Origin of the sequence: Streptomyces sp. 840.1 (assembly GCF_003751445.1) — a bacterium.
Lineage (GTDB): Bacteria > Actinomycetota > Actinomycetes > Streptomycetales > Streptomycetaceae > Streptomyces.
The window spans coordinates 804858-824515 of record NZ_RJUU01000002.1; the positions used below are offsets into that span (position 1 = coordinate 804858).

At 72.7% G+C, this 19658-nt stretch carries 13 protein-coding genes; 6 read left to right on the forward strand and 7 right to left on the reverse strand.

The genetic code is table 11. The features are described from left to right. Nucleotides 1–49 precede the first annotated feature (49 nt). Entirely contained in the window at nucleotides 50–841 is a 792-nt protein-coding gene (locus tag EDD93_RS29870) for a metal-dependent hydrolase (protein ID WP_123528600.1), read from the forward strand. 26 nt (nucleotides 842–867) lie between these two features. On the opposite strand, the gene EDD93_RS29875 is transcribed toward EDD93_RS29870, so the two are convergent. After that, the gene (locus tag EDD93_RS29875) at nucleotides 868–1863 is read right to left on the reverse strand and encodes an Lrp/AsnC family transcriptional regulator (protein WP_123528601.1); all 996 of its coding nucleotides are present in this window, start codon (nucleotides 1861–1863) and stop codon (nucleotides 868–870) included. Nucleotides 1864–2023: 160 nt separating this feature from the next. Here EDD93_RS29875 and EDD93_RS29880 point away from each other — a divergent pair, with 160 nt between their 5' ends. Together EDD93_RS29880 and EDD93_RS29885 are read left to right on the forward strand one after the other, a co-directional pair. Further along, a complete protein-coding gene (locus EDD93_RS29880; RefSeq protein WP_260255989.1) occupies nucleotides 2024–3613 on the forward strand; it encodes an MFS transporter in 1590 nt (529 codons plus the stop codon). 132 nt (nucleotides 3614–3745) lie between these two features. Next, a complete protein-coding gene (locus EDD93_RS29885; protein ID WP_123528602.1) occupies nucleotides 3746–4618 on the forward strand; it encodes a methylenetetrahydrofolate reductase in 873 nt (290 codons plus the stop codon). 22 nt (nucleotides 4619–4640) lie between these two features. Here the strand turns inward: EDD93_RS29885 and EDD93_RS29890 are convergent, their stop codons facing one another. Genes EDD93_RS29890 through EDD93_RS29905 form a run of 4 tightly spaced genes read right to left on the reverse strand, consistent with a single transcriptional unit; the run spans nucleotide 4641 to nucleotide 11840 of the window. Next, nucleotides 4641–6413 carry an ABC transporter ATP-binding protein gene (locus tag EDD93_RS29890; RefSeq protein ID WP_123528603.1) on the reverse strand — a complete coding sequence of 591 codons (1773 nt, stop codon included), beginning with the start codon at nucleotides 6411–6413 and terminating at the stop codon, nucleotides 4641–4643. Further along, entirely contained in the window at nucleotides 6410–8158 is a 1749-nt protein-coding gene (locus tag EDD93_RS29895; RefSeq protein WP_123528604.1) for an ABC transporter ATP-binding protein, read from the reverse strand. The genes EDD93_RS29890 and EDD93_RS29895 overlap by 4 nt, the downstream gene beginning before the upstream one ends. A gap of 53 nt (nucleotides 8159–8211) precedes the next feature. After that, on the reverse strand, nucleotides 8212–9993 hold the full coding sequence (locus EDD93_RS29900; protein ID WP_123528605.1) for an ABC transporter ATP-binding protein: 1782 nt from the start codon (nucleotides 9991–9993) through the stop codon (nucleotides 8212–8214). After that, a complete protein-coding gene (locus EDD93_RS29905; RefSeq protein ID WP_123528606.1) occupies nucleotides 9990–11840 on the reverse strand; it encodes an ABC transporter ATP-binding protein in 1851 nt (616 codons plus the stop codon). The genes EDD93_RS29900 and EDD93_RS29905 overlap by 4 nt, the downstream gene beginning before the upstream one ends. A gap of 239 nt (nucleotides 11841–12079) precedes the next feature. On the opposite strand from EDD93_RS29905, the gene EDD93_RS29910 reads away from it, so the two are divergent. Continuing rightward, nucleotides 12080–12820: a hypothetical protein gene (locus EDD93_RS29910; protein ID WP_398905530.1), complete on the forward strand. Its 741-nt coding sequence runs from the start codon at nucleotides 12080–12082 to the stop codon at nucleotides 12818–12820. Here EDD93_RS29910 and EDD93_RS29915 read toward each other — a convergent pair. Beyond that, nucleotides 12811–15750: an FAD-binding and (Fe-S)-binding domain-containing protein gene (locus EDD93_RS29915; protein ID WP_123528608.1), complete on the reverse strand. Its 2940-nt coding sequence runs from the start codon at nucleotides 15748–15750 to the stop codon at nucleotides 12811–12813. The two genes, EDD93_RS29910 and EDD93_RS29915, sit on opposite strands and share 10 nt — an antisense overlap. Nucleotides 15751–15792: 42 nt before the next feature. Beyond that, nucleotides 15793–16236 (reverse strand): MarR family winged helix-turn-helix transcriptional regulator, encoded by a 444-nt coding sequence (locus EDD93_RS29920; protein WP_123528609.1) that lies wholly within the window; start codon nucleotides 16234–16236, stop codon nucleotides 15793–15795. Between the two features lie 222 nt (nucleotides 16237–16458). Between EDD93_RS29920 and EDD93_RS29925 the strand changes: the two genes are divergently transcribed. Further along, nucleotides 16459–18264 carry an ABC transporter ATP-binding protein gene (locus EDD93_RS29925; protein WP_123528610.1) on the forward strand — a complete coding sequence of 602 codons (1806 nt, stop codon included), beginning with the start codon at nucleotides 16459–16461 and terminating at the stop codon, nucleotides 18262–18264. A gap of 153 nt (nucleotides 18265–18417) precedes the next feature. Further along, complete coding sequence (locus EDD93_RS29930) at nucleotides 18418–19560, forward strand: NAD(P)/FAD-dependent oxidoreductase (protein WP_123528611.1); 1143 nt, start codon at nucleotides 18418–18420, stop codon at nucleotides 19558–19560. Nucleotides 19561–19658 lie beyond the last annotated feature (98 nt).

Sequence of the window (19658 nt, forward strand, 5' to 3'; positions counted from 1 at the left end):
GATACCCGGACCAGTACCTGGATCAATACCTACGGGGGCGGAAACAGCCATGATGGGACCGGCACACTCTCTGTCAGGGGCGGCGGCCTGGCTGGGGGTGGGCGCGGCTGCGGCAGCTGCGGGACACACCATGCCGTGGCCCGTCCTGGTCGTCGGCGCGCTGATCACCGCCGGCGCCGCACTGGCACCGGATCTCGACCACAAGTCCGCGACCATCTCGCGCGCCTTCGGACCGGTCTCCAAGGGCCTGTGCGAAATAGTCGACACGCTCTCGCACGCCGTCTACAAGGCGACCAAGCTGCGGGGCGACTCCAACCGCAACGGCGGCCACCGGACCCTGACCCACACCTGGCTCTGGGCGGTCCTGATCGGCGCCGGAGCCTCCGCCGCTGCGATCACCGGTGGCCGGTGGGCGGTACTGGCGATCCTCTTCGTCCACCTGGTGCTCGCCGTCGAGGGGCTGCTCTGGCGGGCCGCCCGGGTCTCCAGCGACGTGCTCGTCTGGCTGCTGGGCGCGACCAGCGCGTGGATCCTCGCCGGCGTCCTGGACAAGCCGGGCAACGGCTCGGACTGGCTCTTCAGCGCCCCCGGCCAGGAGTACCTCTGGCTCGGCCTGCCGATCGTGCTGGGCGCCCTCGTCCACGACATCGGGGACGCGCTGACCGTCTCGGGCTGCCCGATCCTCTGGCCGATCCCGGTGGGCCGCAAGCGGTGGTACCCGATAGGCCCGCCGAAGGCCATGCGGTTCCGGGCCGGCAGCTGGGTGGAACTGAAGATCCTGATGCCGGTGTTCATGGTGCTCGGGGGAGTGGGCGCGGCGGCCGCGATGAACATCATCTGACGCCCGGCCGCGGCCGGCTTCCCGCCCTACCCGGGTCCGGGACGCACCAGGCGGCCGTGGGCGATCAGGGACGCGGCCTGCTTGAGGCGGCGGACCCGGATGCTGACCCCGTAGGCGTCGACCCCCGGCACGGTCGCGAGACGGGTGGTCAGATAGCGGTAGAAGTCCTCCGCGTCCCGGCAGGTGACGATGGCCATCACGTTGTGGTCGCCGCTGGTGGCCCCGGCGAACGCGACCTCCTCGTGTCCGGCGATCTCGTGCCCGGCGCGTTCCAGGATGGCGGGCGCGACGCGCAGCCAGAGAGTCGCGTTGAGGTGGTAGCCGAGGCGCTCGGGCAGCAGATCGATGTCGTACGAGAGCGCGCCGGAGGACTCCAGTGACTCCAGGCGGCGCGCGACGCGCCCCTTGGACCAGCCGGTGACCTCGGCCAGCCGCGTGTGCGAGGTCCGGCCGTCCTCGGCGAGCGCGTCGAGGAGCGGGGCATCCTTGTCGTCCGGGGGTACGTGCGGGCCGGCCGGGGCGGGGGGCGGGGCGCCCGCCAGCCGCTGCTCCTGCTCGGGCGTGAGATGTCCGCCGTAGCCGGTCCAGCCGGACGTGCCCCGGTCCTCGAAGGGGTGGATGAGCAGGTCGATGCTCATGTCGAGCACGGCGGCGGACCTGGGCAGCTGCTGGAGCAGCATGTCCTCGCGCCGGGCGTCCAGCGGCGAATGGATGACGCAGATGATCTCCGAGCCGCCCGAGGCGATGCTCGCGTAGGCGATGTCGGGGCGCCGGGTGAGCGAGTCGGCCAGCGGGCCGACCCGGTCGGGGCGGCAGCGGATGCGCGCGACCCACCGCGCCTCCCCGTACACCGCCGGATCGACCAGGCCCACCACGCGCATCACCCCGCTGCGGCGCAGGGCGTGGTATCGGCGGGCCGCGGTCTGCTCGGAGACCCCGTTCACCTCACCGATGAGCCGGAACGGGGCGCGCGGCGCGAACTGGAGCGAACGGAGGATCTGCATGTCTACGGCGTCGATCACGGTGGAAGTGTGCCATGTCGCACGAAGGCCATGGAGGTTTCTTCCTGGTTCGGGCAGCTGCTTCGTTGATTCCGGCTGACGTCACCGATGCTGGCGACCGGGGCCGACGGGCCCCCGCTGGACATCGACCGCGGCGCCCGCGCCGCAAAGGAGTGCATCCGTGAACGTCACACCCTCGGCGAGCGGGCCGGCCGACCGGCGGGCGGCCACGCTCGCCATGGCCTGCCTGGGCGTATTCGTCGCCTACTTGCCGGTGACCACCGTCTCCGTGAGCCTGCCCGCCATCCAGGCGGCCCTGGGCGCCTCCACGGCCCAGCTGGCATGGGTCCAGGACGCCTTCGTCCTGCCCATGGCGGCGTTCATCCTCACCGCCGGAGTGTTCGGAGAGGTCCACGGGCGCAAGAAGGTGTTCCAGGCGGGACTGCTGTTCTCCGCCGCCGGCGCCGCCGTCGCCCTGACCGCCCAGTCGATCCAGGTGCTGTGGGCCGGCCAGGCCCTCGCCGGACTCGGTGCGGCCGCGCTGCTTCCCACGACACTGGCCCTGATCAGCCACGCGGTGCCCGATCACCGGGAGCGCGGCAAGTTCATCGGTCTCTGGGCCACCTCACTGCTGCTGGCACTGGCCGTGGGCCCGCTGATCGCCGGAGTCATCCTGGAACACGCCGCCTGGCGGTGGATCTATCTCCTGGTCATACCCGTCTCGCTCATCGCGATGGCGGTCGCCGCACGGCTGCTGACCGATTCGCGCGCCCCGCACGGCCGGCGCCTGGACTGGCCGGGCCAGCTCACCGCCGCGGCCGCGATCACCGCGCTGGTGTACGGCGTGATCGAGGGCGGCGCCGGATCGTTCACCGACACCCGGGTCCTGGTGGCGCTGTTCGTCGCGGTGGCCGGTGGCGTCGCCTTCGTCCTGGCCGAGCGGCGCAGCGACAGCCCGATGCTGGACCTGGCGCTGTTCCGCAGCCCCGCGTTCACCGCCACCACACTCGTCGCGATGATCACCTTCCTGGCGCTGATCGGCTTCTTCTTCCTCCTGAGCCTCTACTTCGGCCTGGTGCAGCAGCTCGACACCCTCCAGGCGGGCTGGCGGCTCCTCATGGTCACCGGTGCCGCCATCGTCGCCGGCGCCCCCGTCGGGCGTCTGATGCACCGGGTGCCGGCCCGCGTCCTGATCACCGCCGGACTGCTCGTCGTCACCGGCTCACTGCTCTCGCTGACCACCGTCGGCGCGGATACCTCGTTCGCCTCCATCGCGTGGCGGCTGGCGCTGCTGGGCCTGGGCATGGGCGGCGTCCTGACCCCGATGACGGCCACCGCGGTCGCCTCCGTGCCCGGCCACCTGGCAGGCATGGCCGCAGCCGGCAACAACGCCTTCCGGCAGGTCGGCGGAGCACTCGGGCCGGCCGTCCTGGGCGCCCTGCTCACCGCCCGCGCCCTCGACACCTTCCCCGCCCACCTCGCCGACGCCGGGATCACCGGAGCGGCCGGGCAGAGCATCGCCGGGACCGCCCGCGCCGGCGGCCTCGGCGCGGTCGCCGCGATGAACCTGGGCGCCGGCACGGGACCGGCCCTGAACGCCGTGGGCGAGGCGTTCCTCGATGGCATGCGCCTCTGCCTGATCGTCGCCGCCGCCCTCACCCTGCTCGCCGCCCTGGTCTCCGCGGTCCTGCTGCGCCGCCCCCGCACGGCGTCCACCGTCGCGGCCTCCTCCAGCGGCGCGCCCGCCACCGAGCGGGCCCACGCGGGCTGAGGGCCGGACCCCGAGGCACCTCAGCGGCTCCCGCGCACCGCCCGACGGCCGGTGCGCGGGAGCCGCCGCGTCGTGCGTCCGCCGCTACCGGCAGACTGTGGCCAAGGGAGAACCGCACCCACAAGGAGCACGATGGATTCCCTCTCCACCGCCGCCGCCCCGGCCCTCGCCGCGCTGCTCGACGACTTCTCCCTGGAGATGACGGGCAAGGACGTGCCCGCGCTCGAAGAGGCCCGCGACCGGATACCCGCCGGCACCCGGATCAACATCACCTTCCTCGGCAGCGAGGACCCGGACACACGCCTGGCCGCGGCCCGCACCGTCCGGCGGCTCGGCTGCACCCCGGTCCCGCACATATCGGCCCGCCGGCTGCGCTCCCGGCCGGAACTGGAGGAGTTCCTCGCCGCCCTGCGCTCCGACGGCACGGCCGGCGACGTCCTGGTCGTCGGCGGCGACCCGGCCACACCCCACGGCCCCTACGACGACTCCCTCGCGGTCATCGGGTCGGGGCTGCTCCAGTCCTACGGCGTACGGCACGTCGGCATCAGCGGATACCCCGAGGGGCACCCGGCCATCGCCGCCCCGGCGCTCTGGTCCGCGATCGAGGACAAGACCACGGCCCTCGCCCGGCACGGCCTGTCCGGTGACATCATCACCCAGTTCGGCTTCGACGCCGGACCGGTCCTCGCCTGGGTCGAGGCGGTACGCAGACGCGGAATCGACGCACCCGTGCGCGTCGGCGTCCCCGGGCCCGCCGGAATCAAGCGGCTGATGACGTACGCCACGCGCTTCGGCGTCGGCACGAGCACGTCCGTCGCGAAGAAGTACGGCTTCTCGCTCACCAACCTGATGGGCACGGCCGGACCGGACCGCTTCATCCACGCCCTGGCCGAGGGCTACGACCCCCACCGCCACGGCGTACTCAAGCTGCACTTCTACACCTTCGGCGGGATCGGGGCCACGTCGCGGTGGATCACCGAGTTCCGGGCCGGCGCGGGCGGCTGACCTCGGGTCCCGTCCGGCCCGGTCAGGACGAGGGCGACGGCTCGCCGTGCCACGAGCACCAGAGCGCGGCGTACGCGCCCCCGGCCGCCACGAGCTCGTCGTGCGTGCCGAGTTCGGTGACCCGGCCGTCCTCCATCACGGCCACCCGGTCGGCGTCGTGCGCCGACTGCAGCCGGTGCGCGATGGCCACGACCGTCCGGCCCTCCAGGACGGCGGCGAGCGCGCGCTCGGTGTGCCGGGCCGTCCTCGGGTCGAGGAGCGCGGTGGCCTCGTCGAGTACCAGCGTGTGCGGATCGGCCAGCACCACCCGGGCCAGGGCGAGCTGCTGAGCGCGGGCCCCGTCCGGCCGGTGCCCGCCATGACCCAGATCGGTGTCCAGCCCGTCCGGCAGCTCGTCGGCCCACCCGGCGCCGACGGCGGCCAGCGCCGCGCGCAGTTCCGCGTCGGTGGCCCCGGCCGCGGCGATCCCCAGGTTCTCCCGGACCGTGCCCAGGAACACGTGATGCTCCTGGGTGACCAGCACGACGTGCCTGCGCAGCCGGTCGGGGTCCAGGCCGGCCACCGGCACCCCGCCCACCGTCACCGAGCCGGTGCGCGGGGTGTCCATGCCCGCCAGGAGCCGGCCCAGGGTGGTCTTGCCCGCGCCCGAGGGGCCGACGATCACCAGCCGCTCCCCGGGCCGGACCGTCAGGTCGACGCCGTGCAGGACGTCGTCCCCGCCGTCGTAGGCGTAGCGCACCCCGGCCACTTCGATCCGGTCGTCGGCCGGTGCGGGAGAGGAGGCAGGCGCCGGCCGTGCCGCCGTGCCGATCCCCTCCACCCTCGCGAACGAGGCACGGCTGCTCTGGAGCTGTTCCATCTGCTGGAGGATGACGTCCAGGGGCTGGGACAGCTGTCGCAGGTACAGCGCGGAGGCGACGACGGCGCCGAGGCTCATCGCACCGTGGTCGTGCAGCACCCCGCCGATCAGCAGGACACCGGCCACCGGGATGACGTAGGAGACGTCCACGGCCGGGAAGAGCACACTGCGCAGGAACAGCGTCCGGGTCCGGGTGCGCCGGCACGCGTCGATGCTCTCCCGGCACGCCGCGAGGCGGCGCCGCTGCAGTCCCAGTGCCTCGACGGTACGGGCGCCCGAGGCGGTCGCGGCGAGCTGCTCCGCGAGCTCCGAGTTGGCGGCTCCCTCGGCGAGGTACGCGCCCAGGGCCCGGCGCAGGTACCAGCGCGCGGCGAACCAGATGCCGAGCAGGCCCAGCACCCCGAAGGCGCCGAGCAGCGGGTCGAGCGCGAAGACCGCCCCGAGGATGAACAGCGCCTGGACCCCCGCGACGAGGACCTCGGGCCCGGAATCCCGCAGGGTCGCGCCGACCGAGGCGACATCGGCGGTCCCGCGCGTCATCAGGTCGCCCGTGCCGGCCCGCTCGACGGTCGCGGCGGGCAGCGCGAGCGCCCGGTCGGCGAACTGCTCCCGGACCCGGGCCAGGGTCCGCTCACCGAAGCGGTGCGCGACGAGGCCTGCGTAGCGGACCAGCAGCAACTGCACCACGGCGAAGACGAGGATGGTGAGCGCCAGGCGGTCCACCTCGGCCACCCCGCCGCCCGCCCGCACCGCGTCGACGATGCGGCCGAGCAGCCAGGGGCCGGCCAGCCCGGCAGCGGCGGCGAGTGCGTTGAGCCCGGTCATGGCGGCGAAGGCACGGCCGTCCAGCCGGATCAGCCGGAGCGCGGCCCGGCGGACCAGGAACGGTTCGGCGACGGGCAGGGCCCGGTCCGCCGCCCCGGCGCCGGCGGTCATCGCACGGCCTTCCGGGACGCCGGGACCGTTCCGCCGACGGTGTCGTCCTCCGCGCCCCGGGACACCAGCGCGCGGTATCCGGGCTGCCCGTCCAGCAGTTCACGGTGGCTGCCGACGGCTGCGACGGTGCCGTCGGCCAGGTAGTAGACGGTGTCCGCCCGGTCCAGCAGGAGCGGCGACGTGCTGGTGACGACCGTGGTGCGGCCGGTCCGTGCGGCGTGCAGCCGGGCCGCGACGGCCGCCTCGGTGTGCGCGTCCAGTGCCGAGGTGGGCTCGACCGCCAGGAGCACCTCGGGATCGGCCAGCAGCGCCCGCGCCAGCCGGACGCGCTGGCGCTGTCCGCCGGAGAGGTTGCGGCCCTGCGCGTCGACCGGCGAGTCGAGCCCGTCCGGCAGACCGCGCACGATGTCCTGCGCCACGGCCGCGCGGACGCTCAGGCCGATGGCCTCCTCGTCCCGGTCCCGCGCCCCCGAGATCACCTCGCGCAGCGGGCCGGCGAACAGGTCGGCCGCGTTGTCCGCGACCAGGATGCGGTTGCGGACCCGCGTCAGGTCGATCTCGTCGAGGCGTATCCCGCCCCAGGTCGCGGCGGACTCCGCGAACCGGCCGAGGCGGTCGACCACCGCCGCGGAGTCCGACGGCCGGGCGCCGACGAGCGCGGTCAGCTCTCCGGGCGCCACCTCGACGCCGGACTCCGGGTCACGGAGCGCGGCGGGCGCCCCGGGCCCGTCCGAAGTCGCCGCACCGCCCGCCGAAGCGGGCTCCAGGGCCAGGAACCGGATGACCCTGCGGGCGGCGACCAGCCCCCGGCTCAGGTCGTAGCCGCCCTCGATGAAGAACGAGACCGGCACCACCAGCACCGCCGTGTACCCGTACACCGCGACCAGCTCGCCCACCGTGATGGTCCCCTGGGCGGCCATCCGGGCCGCCAGCCAGGTCACGACGCCGAGGAACAGGGTGGGCAGCCCGACACCGAGTGCCTGGATCCAGCTGGTCACCGTACCGACCCGGTACCCCTCCGTCCGCAGCTCCCGCGAACCCTGCCGGTAGCGCTCGCCGTACACGTCTTTGCCGCCGATGCCGTTGAGGACGCGCAGGCCCCCGACGATGTCCTCGAAGCGGGCGGCGAGCCCACCCTCCCGCTCCCGGTACGCCGCCTCGACCCCCTGCAGGCGCCACAGCAGCGGGCCGACCAGCACCGCGAGCAGCGGCACCCCGAGCAGCACCACCGCGGCGAGCAGCGGTGAGACGGCCAGCAGCAGCACGGCCACGACGACATAGGCGAGGACCGCGCCGACCCCGGGGCCGGTGATGGTCAGGGTTCCGGCGATCACGGCGACATCGCGGAACCCGATCGTGACGACCTCCCCGCCAGTGACCCGGCGCGGCAGCTCCGCGCCCAGCACCGTCGCCTGCCGGACCACGACCGCCACGGACCGGAACGCGGCGTCCATCCGCACCCTGGTCATCGTGCGGTGCCGCATGATCGCCAGCCACGCGTTGAGCACCCCCACACCCAGCAACGCCGCGACCCAGCCCGCCAGCGCGGGCCACCGGCCCGGTTCGAGTCCGTCGTCGATGGCCCGCGACAGCAGGTAAGGCGGCAGCGTGAGACAGACCATCCAGGCACTGCCGAGCAGTGCGCCTGCGGCGATCCGGCGGCGCTGGCTGGTGATGAGCCACCACAGGTACCGCAGCGGCCCGCGACAGTCGGGGGTCCCCGGATCCGCGAAGGAATCTGTCATGCGCAGACCCTAACGATCCCCGGCCCGGCCGATGGAGCCGGGGACCGTCCAGGTCAGCCGTGCCAGGACCGCCACAGCGCCGCGTACGCGCCGTCCGCCGCCACCAGCTCGTCGTGGCTGCCCAGTTCGCTGATCCGCCCCTCCTCGACGACCGCGATCACGTCCGCGTCGTGCGCCGTGTGCAGCCGGTGCGCGATGGCCACGACCGTACGGCCGTCCAGCACCCGGGCCAGCGAGCGCTCCAGATGGCGGGCAGCGCGCGGGTCCAGCAGCGACGTAGCCTCGTCCAGCACCAGCGTGTGCGGATCGGCCAGCACCAGCCGGGCCAGCGCTATCTGCTGCGCCTGCGCCGGGGTGAGCACCAGACCGCCCGAGCCGACCTCGCGGTCCAGCCCCTCGTCCAGTGCCCCGGCCCAGCCGTCCGCGTCGACCGCGGCCAGCGACGCCCACAGCTCCGCGTCCTCGGCACCGGCACGGGCCAGCAGCAGGTTGTCCCGCAGCGTCCCCACGAACACGTGGTGCTCCTGGTTGACCAGCGCCACATGCGTACGCACGTGCTCGGCCGTCATCCGCGACAACTGCGCACCGCCCAGGGAGACCTCGCCGGTGCGCGGCGCGTAGATACCGGCCAGCAGCCTGCCCAGCGTCGACTTGCCCGCACCGGACGGGCCGACGAGCGCGAGCCGGGTGCCCGGCGCGACGTCCAGCGACACCTGGTGCAGGACGTCGAGCCCTTCCCGGTAGCCGAAGCGCACCTCGTCGGCGCGCACGTCCCGGCCGTCCGGGGCCACCGCCGCGTCGCCCGCGTCCGGCTCGATCTCACGGACCCCCACCAGACGCGCCAGCGACACCTGGGCGACCTGCAGCTCGTCGTACCAGCGCAGGATCAGGCCGATCGGGTCGACCATCATCTGCGCCAGCAGCGCGCCCGTGGTCAGCTGCCCGACGGTGAGCCAGCCCTCGATCACGAACCAGCCCCCGAGCATCAGGACCGCGCCCAGGATCGTCACGTACGTGATGTTGATGACGGGGAACAGCACGGACCGCAGGAACAGCGTGTACCGCTCCCAGGCCGTCCACTCCTTGACCCGCTGGTCCGACAGGGCGACCCGGCCCGCACCCAGCCGGTGCGCCTCCACGGTCCGCCCGGCGTCCACCGTCTCCGCGAGCATGGCCGCGACCGCCGCGTAACCGGCGGCCTCCGAGCGGTACGCGGAGGGCGCCCGGCGGAAGTACCAGCGGCAGCCGATGATCAGCACCGGCAGCGCGACCAGCACCGAGAGCGCCAGCGGGGGAGCGGTGACCGCGAGCGCCGCCAGCAGCAGGCCCGCCCACACCACGCCGATGGCCAGCTGCGGCACCGCCTCGCGCATGGCGTTGGCGAGCCGGTCGATGTCGGTGGTGATCCGGGAGAGCAGATCACCCGTTCCGGCCCGCTCCAGCACACCCGGCGGCAGCCGGACGGAGCGCACGAGGAAGTCCTCGCGCAGATCGGCCAGCATTTCCTCACCGAGCATCGCGCTGCGCAGCCGCATCATCCGGGTGACCGCGGTCTGGATGACCAGCGCGACGGCGAACACCGCGGCGGTGCGCTCCAGATGGAGGTCGGTGACCCCGTCGGACAGGTCCTCGACGAGCCCGCCCAGCAGGTAGGGCCCGGCGATCGAGGAGACCACGGCGACCGTGTTGAGCAGGGTGACCACGATGAACGGCCGCCGGTGGCGCCGCATCAGCTCCCCGACGTAACTCCGTACGGTCGCGGGGGTGCCGACCGGCAGGGTGGTGGCCGACTCGGGCGCTGCCGGGTCGTAGGCCGGTGGTGCGACGCCGGTCATGCCCTCTCCTCGATTTCCTCGTGGGTGTCGATCGGGTGGATCGCTTCGTCCTCGCCCGGCCGGGCCCGGACCTCGTCGTCGGTCTCGCGGGTGACGACCGCCCGGTAGCGCGGTTCACCCGACAGCAGTTCGCGGTGGGTGCCGACCGCCACCACCGTGCCCCGGTGGACCAGCGCCACCCGGTCCGCCAGGTCGAGCAGCAGCGGCGACGAGGCGAAGGCCACCGTCGTACGGTCCTTGCGCAGCGCCTTGATGCCCGCGGCGACCCGGGCCTCCGTGTGCGAGTCGACCGCGGAGGTCGGCTCGTCGAGCACCAGCGCCTCCGGGTCCGTCACCAGCGACCGGGCCAGGGCGAGCCGTTGGCGCTGGCCACCGGAGAGCGAGCGGCCGCGTTCGGTGATCCGGGTTTTCATCGGATCGCCGCCGGAGTCGACCGACGCGTGCGCCAGGGCGCTCAGCACGTCGTCGCACTGCGCGGCCGACAGTGCCTCGTCCGCACGCACCCGGCCGGACGACGGCACGTCCAGCAGCTCGCGCAGGGTGCCCGAGAGCAGTACCGGGTCCTTGTCCTGGACCAGAACAGCCGTCCGGGCCGCGTCCAGTTCCAGTTCGTCCAGGGGGACACCGCCCAGCAGTACGGACGGCACCTCGTCGTCGGCCGTCGCGTCCTCGACGGTGCCGTCCCTCGCCACCCCGGGCTGGGCGTGGCCGCCGAGCCGGTCCGCGAGCCGTCCCGCCTCGTCCGGATCGCCGCAGACCACCGCGGTGAACAGACCCTCGGGCGCCAACAGCCCGGTGACCGGGTCGTACAGGTCCCCGGCCGGTGCGGTGTCGAGCGTCGAGGGCCGGGCGACCCGGCTCAGCGACAGCACCCGTACCGCGCGCTGGGCGGACGGCCGGGAGAAGGAGTACGCCATGGCGATCTCCTCGAAGTGGCGCAGCGGGAAGAGCAGCAGCGTCGCCGCGCTGTACACGGTCACCAGCTGACCGACCTCGATCTTCCCGTCGCGGGCCAGCGCGGCCCCGTAGGTGACCAGTGAGATCAGCAGGACGCCCGGCAGCAGGACCTGGATCGCGGAGATCAGGGACCACATCCGCGCGCTGCGCACGGCGGCCTTGCGGACCTCCTGCGAGGCCCGCCGGTAGCGGCCGAGGAACAGTTCCTCGCCGCCGATGCCGCGCAGCACCCGCAGTCCGGCCACGGTGTCCGAGGCCAGTTCGGTGGCCTTTCCTGCCTTCTCGCGCTGGGCGTCGGCTCGGCGGGTGGCGCGGGGGAGGAGCGGCAGGACGCCCAGGGCGAGCACCGGCATCGCGAGCGCCACGAGCACGCCGAGCGAGGGCAGATACAGGACGAGACCGACGCAGATGATGACCAGGGCGGCAGCGGCGGCCACGAAGCGGGAGAGCGCTTCGACGAACCAGCCGATCTTCTCCACATCACCTGTCGAGACCGCCACGACCTCGCCCGCGGCGACCCGGCGGGTCAGCGCCGAGCCGAGCTCCGCGGTCTTGCGGGCCAGCAGCTGCTGGATCCGGGCGGCCGCGGTGATCCAGTTGGTGATGGCGGTCCGGTGCAGCATGGTGTCGCCCACCGCGATCAGCACGCCGAGCACCGCGATCAGCCCGCCGGCCAGCGCGAGCCGCCCGCCCGACCGGTCGACGACCGCCTGGACGGCGAAACCGACGCCGAGCGGCAGCCCGGCGATGGAGCACTGGTGCAGCAGGCCCCAGGACATGGACTTGAGCTGTCCGCGGATCTGGTTGCGGCCGAGCCAGATCAGAAAGCGAGGACCCGACCGGACATCGGGATCGCCGGGATCCGGGTACGGAAGATCGCGAATTTGCATGACGTCCCAAAGATCGGAAGGAACTTGAGGTCCGCGAGGACCTCCAGAAACACGTGGGCACAAGCGTGTGGGGGGACCAAACCGTCCAATCCTCGCGTCCCGCCGGGGGCGCGGCAAACCCTTTTACGCGCGCGGACCGCGCGCACCGACGCGGCGCGGGAGTAAAGATTCGGCACGCATTCGCCGCGGTGCGCACGGGTGGGGCGGGGCCGGCCGCCGGCGGGTGCGACCATGGACGGATGTATATAGCCGGTTCGGTACGAGTGGCGGTCTCGGCGGCCGCCTGCGCAGTCCTGCTCATGGCCCTGACGTCATGCGGCGCGGACCAGGACGCGAAGGAGACGGACGCGCGGTCCTCCGACGCCCCCAAGTCGAAGGACAAGGCGCCGGTCACCGACCTGAAGCGCATTCCGGACGTGGGCGACCGGCTGCAGTCGCAGATCCCGGACAACTCCCGTCAGGTCGTCACCGTCTACGGCGACGGCAAGAACTCCGCGGACTCCACGGTCGTGCTCTACACCAAGTCCGGCTCCACCTGGGACAAGGCCGCCGGCTGGAAGGCCCACAACGGGAAGAAGGGCTGGGCCGACAACCACCACGAGGACGACAAGCGCAGCCCCGTGGGGGTCTTCACCCTCACCGACGCGGGCGGCGTACTGCCCGACCCGGGCGCGCTGCTCCCGTACACGGAGTCGGCCTCCATCCAGGCCCCGCACTACTGGGCCAAGTCCCACTGGCACGACTTCGACTACGTCATCGCCATCGACTACAACCGGGTCAAGGGCACGCCTCCCAACGACCCGACGCGACCCCAGGGCCAGACCAAGGGCGGCAGTATCTGGCTGCACATGGACCACGGAAGCGGCACCTCGGCCTGCGTGAGCCTGCCGAAGGCGGGCATGGAGAAACTCCTGCGCACCCTGGACCCGAAGCAGCACCCGGTCGTCGTCATGGGCGACCGGGCGGCCCTTCAGGCCTGACCGGGTCCCGGCCTGGTCGCCCGCTCCAGTTCCATCAGCGCCGAGTAGTACGAGCGGCCCGTCGCCCGGTCCATGCCGATCTCGCACATCCGGTTGGCCGAGAGATACGTGTCGTACTCCCGGGTGTTGACCTCGGCGGCCTCCTTCGCGGTCGCCGAGGCCGTCAGTTCCTCGTGCAGCATGCCCCGGTCGCCCGCGAATCCGCAGCACGCGGCATCGTCCGGTACCACGACCTCCCGTGCGCAGGCCTGTGCGACCGCGCGCAGGTGCTCCACATCGCCCAGGTGCTCCATCGAGCACGTCGGGTGCAGGACGGCTGAGCCGGTCCGGCGCAGCACGGTCAGCTCCGGGAGGAGTTCGTCGGCGGCCCAGACCAGGGAGTCGACGATGTTCAGCTCGCGGTGCAACGCCCGGTTGTCCTCGGTCAGATACGGCACCACCTCATGGGCGATGCCCAGCGTGCAGGACGAGGCGTCGACGACGAGCGGCAGCCTCCCGCCCGCGGTCCAGCCCCAGGCGGCTTCCACGATCCGGTTGGCCATCACGGCGTTGGCGGTGTCGTAGCCCTTGGAGTGCCAGATCGTCGCGCAACAGGTCCCGGCGACGTCCTCGGGGATCCAGACCGGCTTCCCGGCCCGCGCCGACACGGCGACCACGGCCTGCGGCAGGGACGGGAGGTGCTGCCCCTCGGGGCCGCCGAAGATGCGGTTGACGCAGGCCGGATAGTAGACGGCGCTCGCCCCCGTCCTTGTGGTGCGCGGCAGTCTGCGGGCGGCGGCCCCGGGGATCTCCGGCAGCCACGCGGGCATCAGGTCGGGGCGCACGGCCCGGCGGGCGAGAGCGGTGACGCCTTCGAGGAGCCGGTCGTCGATCCGGCTCGCCGCGGCGACGGCGAGCCGGGCCGCCGCCTCCACGGCGCGGAACCGCTTCGCCGTGAGCGCGGCGATCCGCTCCTCGCGCGGGGAGTGCCGCTGGTGGCGGAAGCCCTTCATCATGGCGCCGGTGTCGATCCCGACCGGGCAGGCGAGCTTGCAGGTGGAGTCGCCCGCGCAGGTGTCGACCGCGTCGTAGCCGTACGCGTCGAGCAGCCCGGTCTCCACCGGCGAGCCGTCCGGCTGCCGCATCATCTCCCGGCGCAGCACGATGCGTTGGCGCGGTGAGGTGGTCAGGTCGTGGCTGGGGCAGGTCGGTTCGCAGAACCCGCACTCGATGCAGGGGTCGGCGACCGGTTCGACGCGCGGGATGGTCTTCAGGCCGCGCAGATGGGCCCTGGGGTCGCGGTCCAGGACGATCCGCGGTGCCAGCACCCCGTCGGGGTCGATGAGCTGCTTGGTCCGCCACATCAGTTCGGTCGCCCTCGGCCCCCACTCCAGCTCCAGGAAGGGCGCGATGTTGCGGCCGGTGGCGTGCTCCGCCTTGAGCGATCCGTCGAACCGCTCCACGGTCAGCCGGCAGAAGTCCGCCATGAAGGCGGCGTACCGGTCGACGTCGGCGGGCTTCGCCGCGTCGAAGGCGAGCAGGAAGTGCAGGTTGCCGTGGGCCGCGTGGCCGGCGACGGCGGCGTCGAAGCCGTGCTCGGCCTGGAGCGCGAGGAGCGCCTCGCAGGCGTCGGCCAGCCGGGAGGGCGGTACGGCGAAGTCCTCCGTGATCAGTGTCGTACCGGAGGGCCGGGAGCCGCCGACCGCGGTGACGAAGGCCTTCCGGGCCTTCCAGTAGCCGGAGATCGTCCCGGCGTCCCGGGTGAACTCGTTGGTGACAGAGGTGACGGGCCGCACCAGCTCCAGCCGGCGCACCACACCGGCCGCCGCCCGCTCGTACGCCTCCTGGCCCGGCTCGTCCGGCGCGCGGAACTCCACCAGCAGCGCCGCCGTCTCCTTCGGCAGCCCGGCCCAGTCGGAGGGGACGCCCTGCACGCTGACGGAGGCCCGCAGGGTGTTCCCGTCCATCAGCTCGACGGCGATGGCGCCCGCTTCGTTGAACAGCGGCACGGCGGCGGCCGCCGCCGTGAGGGAGGGGAAGAAGAGCAGCGCGGTGGAGACGCGGCGGTCCAGGGGCAGGGTCTCGAAGACGACCTCGGAGATGAAGCCGAAGGTGCCCTCCGAACCGACCATGAGGCCGCGCAGGATCTCTACGGGTGTCGTGCCGTCCAGGAAGGCGTCGAGCCGGTAGCCGTTGGTGTTCTTGATCTCGTACTTGGCCCGGATCCGGGCGGTGAGCGCCGCGTCGGCCTCGATCTCGGCCTTCAGCGCGAGGAGCCCCGCGCACAGCTGCGGCTCGGCGTGCGCCAGGTCCTCGTCCGCCGAGGGATCGCCGGTGTCCACCACGGTGCCGCCGGGCAGCACGACGGTCAGTGAGGAGACGGTCCGGTAGGAGTTGCGGCTGGTGCCCGCCGTCATCCCGGAGGCGTTGTTGGCGACGACCCCGCCGATCGTGCAGGCGATCGCGCTGGCCGGATCGGGGCCGAGCAGCCGGCCGTGCCGGGCGAGGGTGGCGTTGGCCCGCATGACCGTCGTCCCCGGCCGGATGCGGGCCCGCGCCCCGCCGTCCAGTACCTCGATGCCCGCCCAGTGGTGCCGTACGTCGACGAGGATGTCCTCGCCCTGCGCCTGCCCGTTGAGGCTGGTGCCCGCCGCCCGGAAGACGACGTTGCGGCCCTTGCCGTGCGCGTACGACAGGATCGCCGAGACGTCGTCGATGTCCTCGGGGACGACGACGACCTGGGGCACGAAGCGGTAGGGGCTGGCGTCGGAGGCGTAGCGCACCAGGTCGGAGATCTTCCACAGCACCTTGTGGGCGCCCAGCAGGGCGGTCAGCTCGCTCCGCATCGGCTCGGGCGTGCCGGTCGCCTGCCCGTCGGGCACCCGGTCGTGGGTGGGGCTGCGCATTGCCCCGGGGCTCAGGGCTTCCGGCTTCGGCTCCAGCAGCGGCATTCGGTGTCCCCTCGGGCGGCTCGGTGGGTGCTTCGCACCCGGTCAGCAGCGGCGCTCCGGCATTCCGTCGACCAGAGCGGTCAGCAGGCCGCCGAGCACCTCGCGCTGATCGGCGGTCAATGGAGCCAGGATCTCCTCTGCGGCCGCCCGGCGCCCGTCGCGCAGCGACCGCAGGGTGGCGACGCCCTGGTCGGTGATCTCGATCCGGACCACCCGGCGGCTGTCCGGATCGGGGACCCGGCGCACCCGGCCGCCGGCCTCCAGGCCGTCCACCAGCGTGGTCACGGCGCGCGGGACCACGTCCAGGCGCTGCGCGAGATCCGCCATCCGTGGCGCGCCGTCGTAGTGGGCGACGGTGCGCAGCAGCCGGAACTGCGCGGGGGTGATGCCGGCCGGCTCCAGCTGGCGGCTCTGAATGCGCTGGAGCCTGCGGGTCAGCCGCAGCAGCTGTTCGGCGAGCAGGCCGTCGGGGTCGGGGGAATCCATGTCAGGAACAATATCAGGACCACGTTCATTGTGAGTAGAGGTAACAATGAGCTATGCTCCTGTTCGCTGGACTGTGAGGGCTGTGATGCCGGCGGGCCGCAGATCGTGACGGCCGCCGCCCTGAGCAGCCCGGACCGCTGACACGCACGGCGTCGCAGGCGGTCGGAAGCCCTCCCTCTTTGCCCCTGTTGTCCTGTTGTCGCACGCCTGACGAAGGAGCCCATGAAACCCGACGAACCCACGTGGACACCCCAGCCACCGGATGCCGAGCAGCCGCCCGCCGAGCTGCGCCGCATCCTCCGCCTCTTCCATCCCTACCGCGGCCGCCTCGCGGTGGTCGGCCTGCTCGTCGGCGCCTCGTCGCTGGTGTCGGTGGCCTCGCCGTTCCTGCTGCGCGAGATCCTCGACACGGCCATCCCGCAGGGGCGGACCGGACTCCTGTCGCTGCTCGCACTCGGCATGATCCTGACCGCCGTGATGAACAGCGTCTTCGGCGTGCTGCAGACCCTCATCTCCACCACCGTCGGCCAGCGCGTGATGCACGACCTGCGCACCGCGGTCTACACGCAGCTGCAGCGGATGCCGCTCGCCTTCTTCACCAAGACCCGCACGGGTGAGGTCCAGTCCCGGATCGCCAACGACATCGGAGGCATGCAGGCCACCGTCACCTCGACGGCGACCTCGCTGGTCTCCAACCTCACCGCGGTCATCGCCACCGTCGTCGCCATGATCGCGCTCGACTGGCGGCTCACCGTCGTCTCGCTGCTCCTGCTTCCCGTCTTCGTGTGGATCAGCCGCCGGGTCGGCCGGGAGCGCAAGAAGATCACCACCCAGCGGCAGAAGCAGATGGCGGCCATGGCGGCCACCGTCACCGAATCGCTGTCCGTCAGCGGCATCCTGCTCGGCCGCACCATGGGCCGGTCGGACTCGCTCACCAAGAGCTTCACCGAGGAGTCCGAGCGGCTGGTCGACCTCGAAGTGCGCTCCAGCATGGCCGGACGCTGGCGGATGTCGACGATCGGCATCGTCATGGCCGCCATGCCGGCCGTCATCTACTGGGCGGCGGGCATCACCCTGCAGTCCAGCGGACCCGCCGTCTCCATCGGTACGCTCGTCGCCTTCGTCTCGCTCCAGCAGGGCCTGTTCCGGCCCGCCGTGAGCCTGCTCTCCACCGGCGTGCAGATGCAGACGTCCCTCGCGCTCTTCCAGCGGATCTTCGAATACCTCGACCTCACGGTGGACATCACCGAGCCGGAGAACCCGGTCCGGCTGGAGAAGATCCGTGGCGAGATCCGCTTCGAGAACGTCGACTTCAGCTACGACGAGAAGGGCGCGCCCACGCTCAGCGGCGTCGACGTGGCCGTGCCCGCCGGCGGCAGCCTGGCCGTCGTGGGCCCCACCGGCTCCGGCAAATCCACCCTCAGCTACCTGGTGCCCCGGCTGTACGACGTATCCGGCGGGCGGGTCACGCTCGACGGCGTCGACGTACGGGATCTGGACTTCGACACCCTCGCCAGGGCCATCGGGGTGGTCTCCCAGGAGACGTACCTCTTCCACGCCTCGGTGGCCGAGAACCTGCGCTTCGCCAAGCCGGACGCCACCGACGAGGAGATCGAGGCCGCCGCCCGCGCGGCGCAGATCCACGACCACATCGCCTCCCTGCCCGACGGCTACGACACCCTGGTCGGTGAACGCGGCTACCGGTTCTCCGGCGGCGAGAAGCAGCGCCTGGCTATCGCCCGCACCATCCTGCGCGACCCGCCGGTGCTGATCCTCGACGAGGCGACGAGCGCCCTCGACACCCGTACCGAATTCGCCGTGCAGGAGGCGATCGACGCGCTCTCCGCCGGGCGCACCACCCTCACCATCGCTCACCGGCTCTCCACCGTGCGCGACGCGGATCAGATCGTCGTCCTGGACGGCGGACGGACCGCGGAGCGCGGCAGCCACGAGGAACTGCTCGACCAGGACGGGCGCTACGCGGCCCTGGTCCGCCGGGACACACAGCTCGCCCCGGCGGCGGGCTGAGCGGGCGGGACACGCCCGACCGCTCGGTGAACTCGTTCGTAACGAACGCGTTCGTTAGAGTGGATGTGTGCCCCTCGCCGCTCTGCCGCCGACGAGGGCGCCGGACCGCGCGGAACCTGCGGCCGGCATTCCCGACGAGCCGGAGGTACCACCATGAGCAGCGCACACCACCCCATCGCGATCATCGGCGCCGGTCTCGGAGGCCTCACGCTCGCCCGCGTACTGCAGGTGAACGGGATCGAGGCGGCGGTCTTCGACCTGGAGGCCGACCGCAACGCCCGCACCCAGGGCGGCATGCTCGACATCCACGAGGATTCCGGCCAGGCCGCCCTGCGCGCCGCCGGGCTGCACGAGCGGTTCCGGGAGAAGGTCCACCCCGGCGGCGAGGCCATGCGCGTCCTGGACAAGCACGCCCGGGTGCTGCTCGAACAGGCGGACGACGGTTCGGGTGGCCGTCCCGAGATCGACCGAGGAGACCTGCGCGACCTGCTGCTCGACTCGCTGCCCGAGGGGACCGTGCGCTGGGGCAGCAGGATCACCGGCGCCGGGCCCACCGGTGACGGGCAGCACCAGGTGACCCTCGCGGACGGCACCTCCTTCACCGCCGGACTGCTCGTCGGGGCGGACGGCGCCTGGTCCCGCATCCGCCCGCTGCTCTCCGACGCCGCCCCCGCCTACACCGGCATCTCCTTCGTGGAGATGGACCTTTTCGAGGCCGACGCCCGCCACCCCGAGTGCGCCGAGCTCATCGGCGGCGGAATGTTCTTCGCCCTCGGCGACAACCGGGGCTTCCTCGCACACCGCGAATCCGACGGCAGCCTCCACGTCTACGCCGGGCTGCGTGTCGCCGAGGGAATGCTGTCGACGATCGACTTCACCGACGCCGAAGCCTCCAGGGCCGCCATGGTCCACCTCTTCGCGGACTGGGCGCCCGCGCTCCGGCGCCTGATCACCGACGCCGACGGCGCGCTGGTGCCGCGTCTCATCCACGCTCTTCCCGCCGGCCACCGGTGGAGTCGCACCCCGGGCGTCACCCTCCTCGGCGACGCCGCGCACCTGATGTCCCCCTTCGCGGGCGAGGGTGCCAACCTCGCCATGATCGACGGCGCCGATCTGGGCCGGGCGCTCGCCGCTCACCCGGGCGATGCCGAAGCGGCGCTGGCCGCCTACGAGGCGGACCTTTTCGCGCGCAGTACGAAGAGCGCGCAGGAGTCCGCCGAGGGTCTCGAGACGATCTTCAACGACCGGGCACCGCAGCCGCTCCTCGACATGTTCGCCTCGTTCCGCGAGGAGTGAACCCGGGCGGTCCGGGCGCATACGACGGCGCCGCCGCTTCCGTGGGACGGGAAGCGGCGGCGCCTGATCGAACAATGGTCATCGAACGACGGTCAATC

Bases quoted from the DNA above. Each gene is read 5' to 3' on its own strand.
- EDD93_RS29905 (WP_123528606.1), bottom strand. From the start codon at position 11,840: ATGCAAATTCGCGATCTTCCGTACCCGGATCCCGGCGATCCCGATGTC.
- EDD93_RS29870 (WP_123528600.1), top strand. From the start codon at position 50: ATGATGGGACCGGCACACTCTCTGTCAGGGGCGGCGGCCTGGCTGGGG.
- EDD93_RS29895 (WP_123528604.1), bottom strand. From the start codon at position 8,158: ATGACAGATTCCTTCGCGGATCCGGGGACCCCCGACTGTCGCGGGCCG.
- EDD93_RS29915 (WP_123528608.1), bottom strand. From the start codon at position 15,750: ATGCCGCTGCTGGAGCCGAAGCCGGAAGCCCTGAGCCCCGGGGCAATG.
- EDD93_RS29925 (WP_123528610.1), top strand. From the start codon at position 16,459: ATGAAACCCGACGAACCCACGTGGACACCCCAGCCACCGGATGCCGAG.
- EDD93_RS29885 (WP_123528602.1), top strand. From the start codon at position 3,746: ATGGATTCCCTCTCCACCGCCGCCGCCCCGGCCCTCGCCGCGCTGCTC.
- EDD93_RS29890 (WP_123528603.1), bottom strand. From the start codon at position 6,413: ATGACCGCCGGCGCCGGGGCGGCGGACCGGGCCCTGCCCGTCGCCGAA.
- EDD93_RS29900 (WP_123528605.1), bottom strand. From the start codon at position 9,993: ATGACCGGCGTCGCACCACCGGCCTACGACCCGGCAGCGCCCGAGTCG.
- EDD93_RS29910 (WP_398905530.1), top strand. From the start codon at position 12,080: ATGTATATAGCCGGTTCGGTACGAGTGGCGGTCTCGGCGGCCGCCTGC.
- EDD93_RS29920 (WP_123528609.1), bottom strand. From the start codon at position 16,236: ATGGATTCCCCCGACCCCGACGGCCTGCTCGCCGAACAGCTGCTGCGG.
- EDD93_RS29930 (WP_123528611.1), top strand. From the start codon at position 18,418: ATGAGCAGCGCACACCACCCCATCGCGATCATCGGCGCCGGTCTCGGA.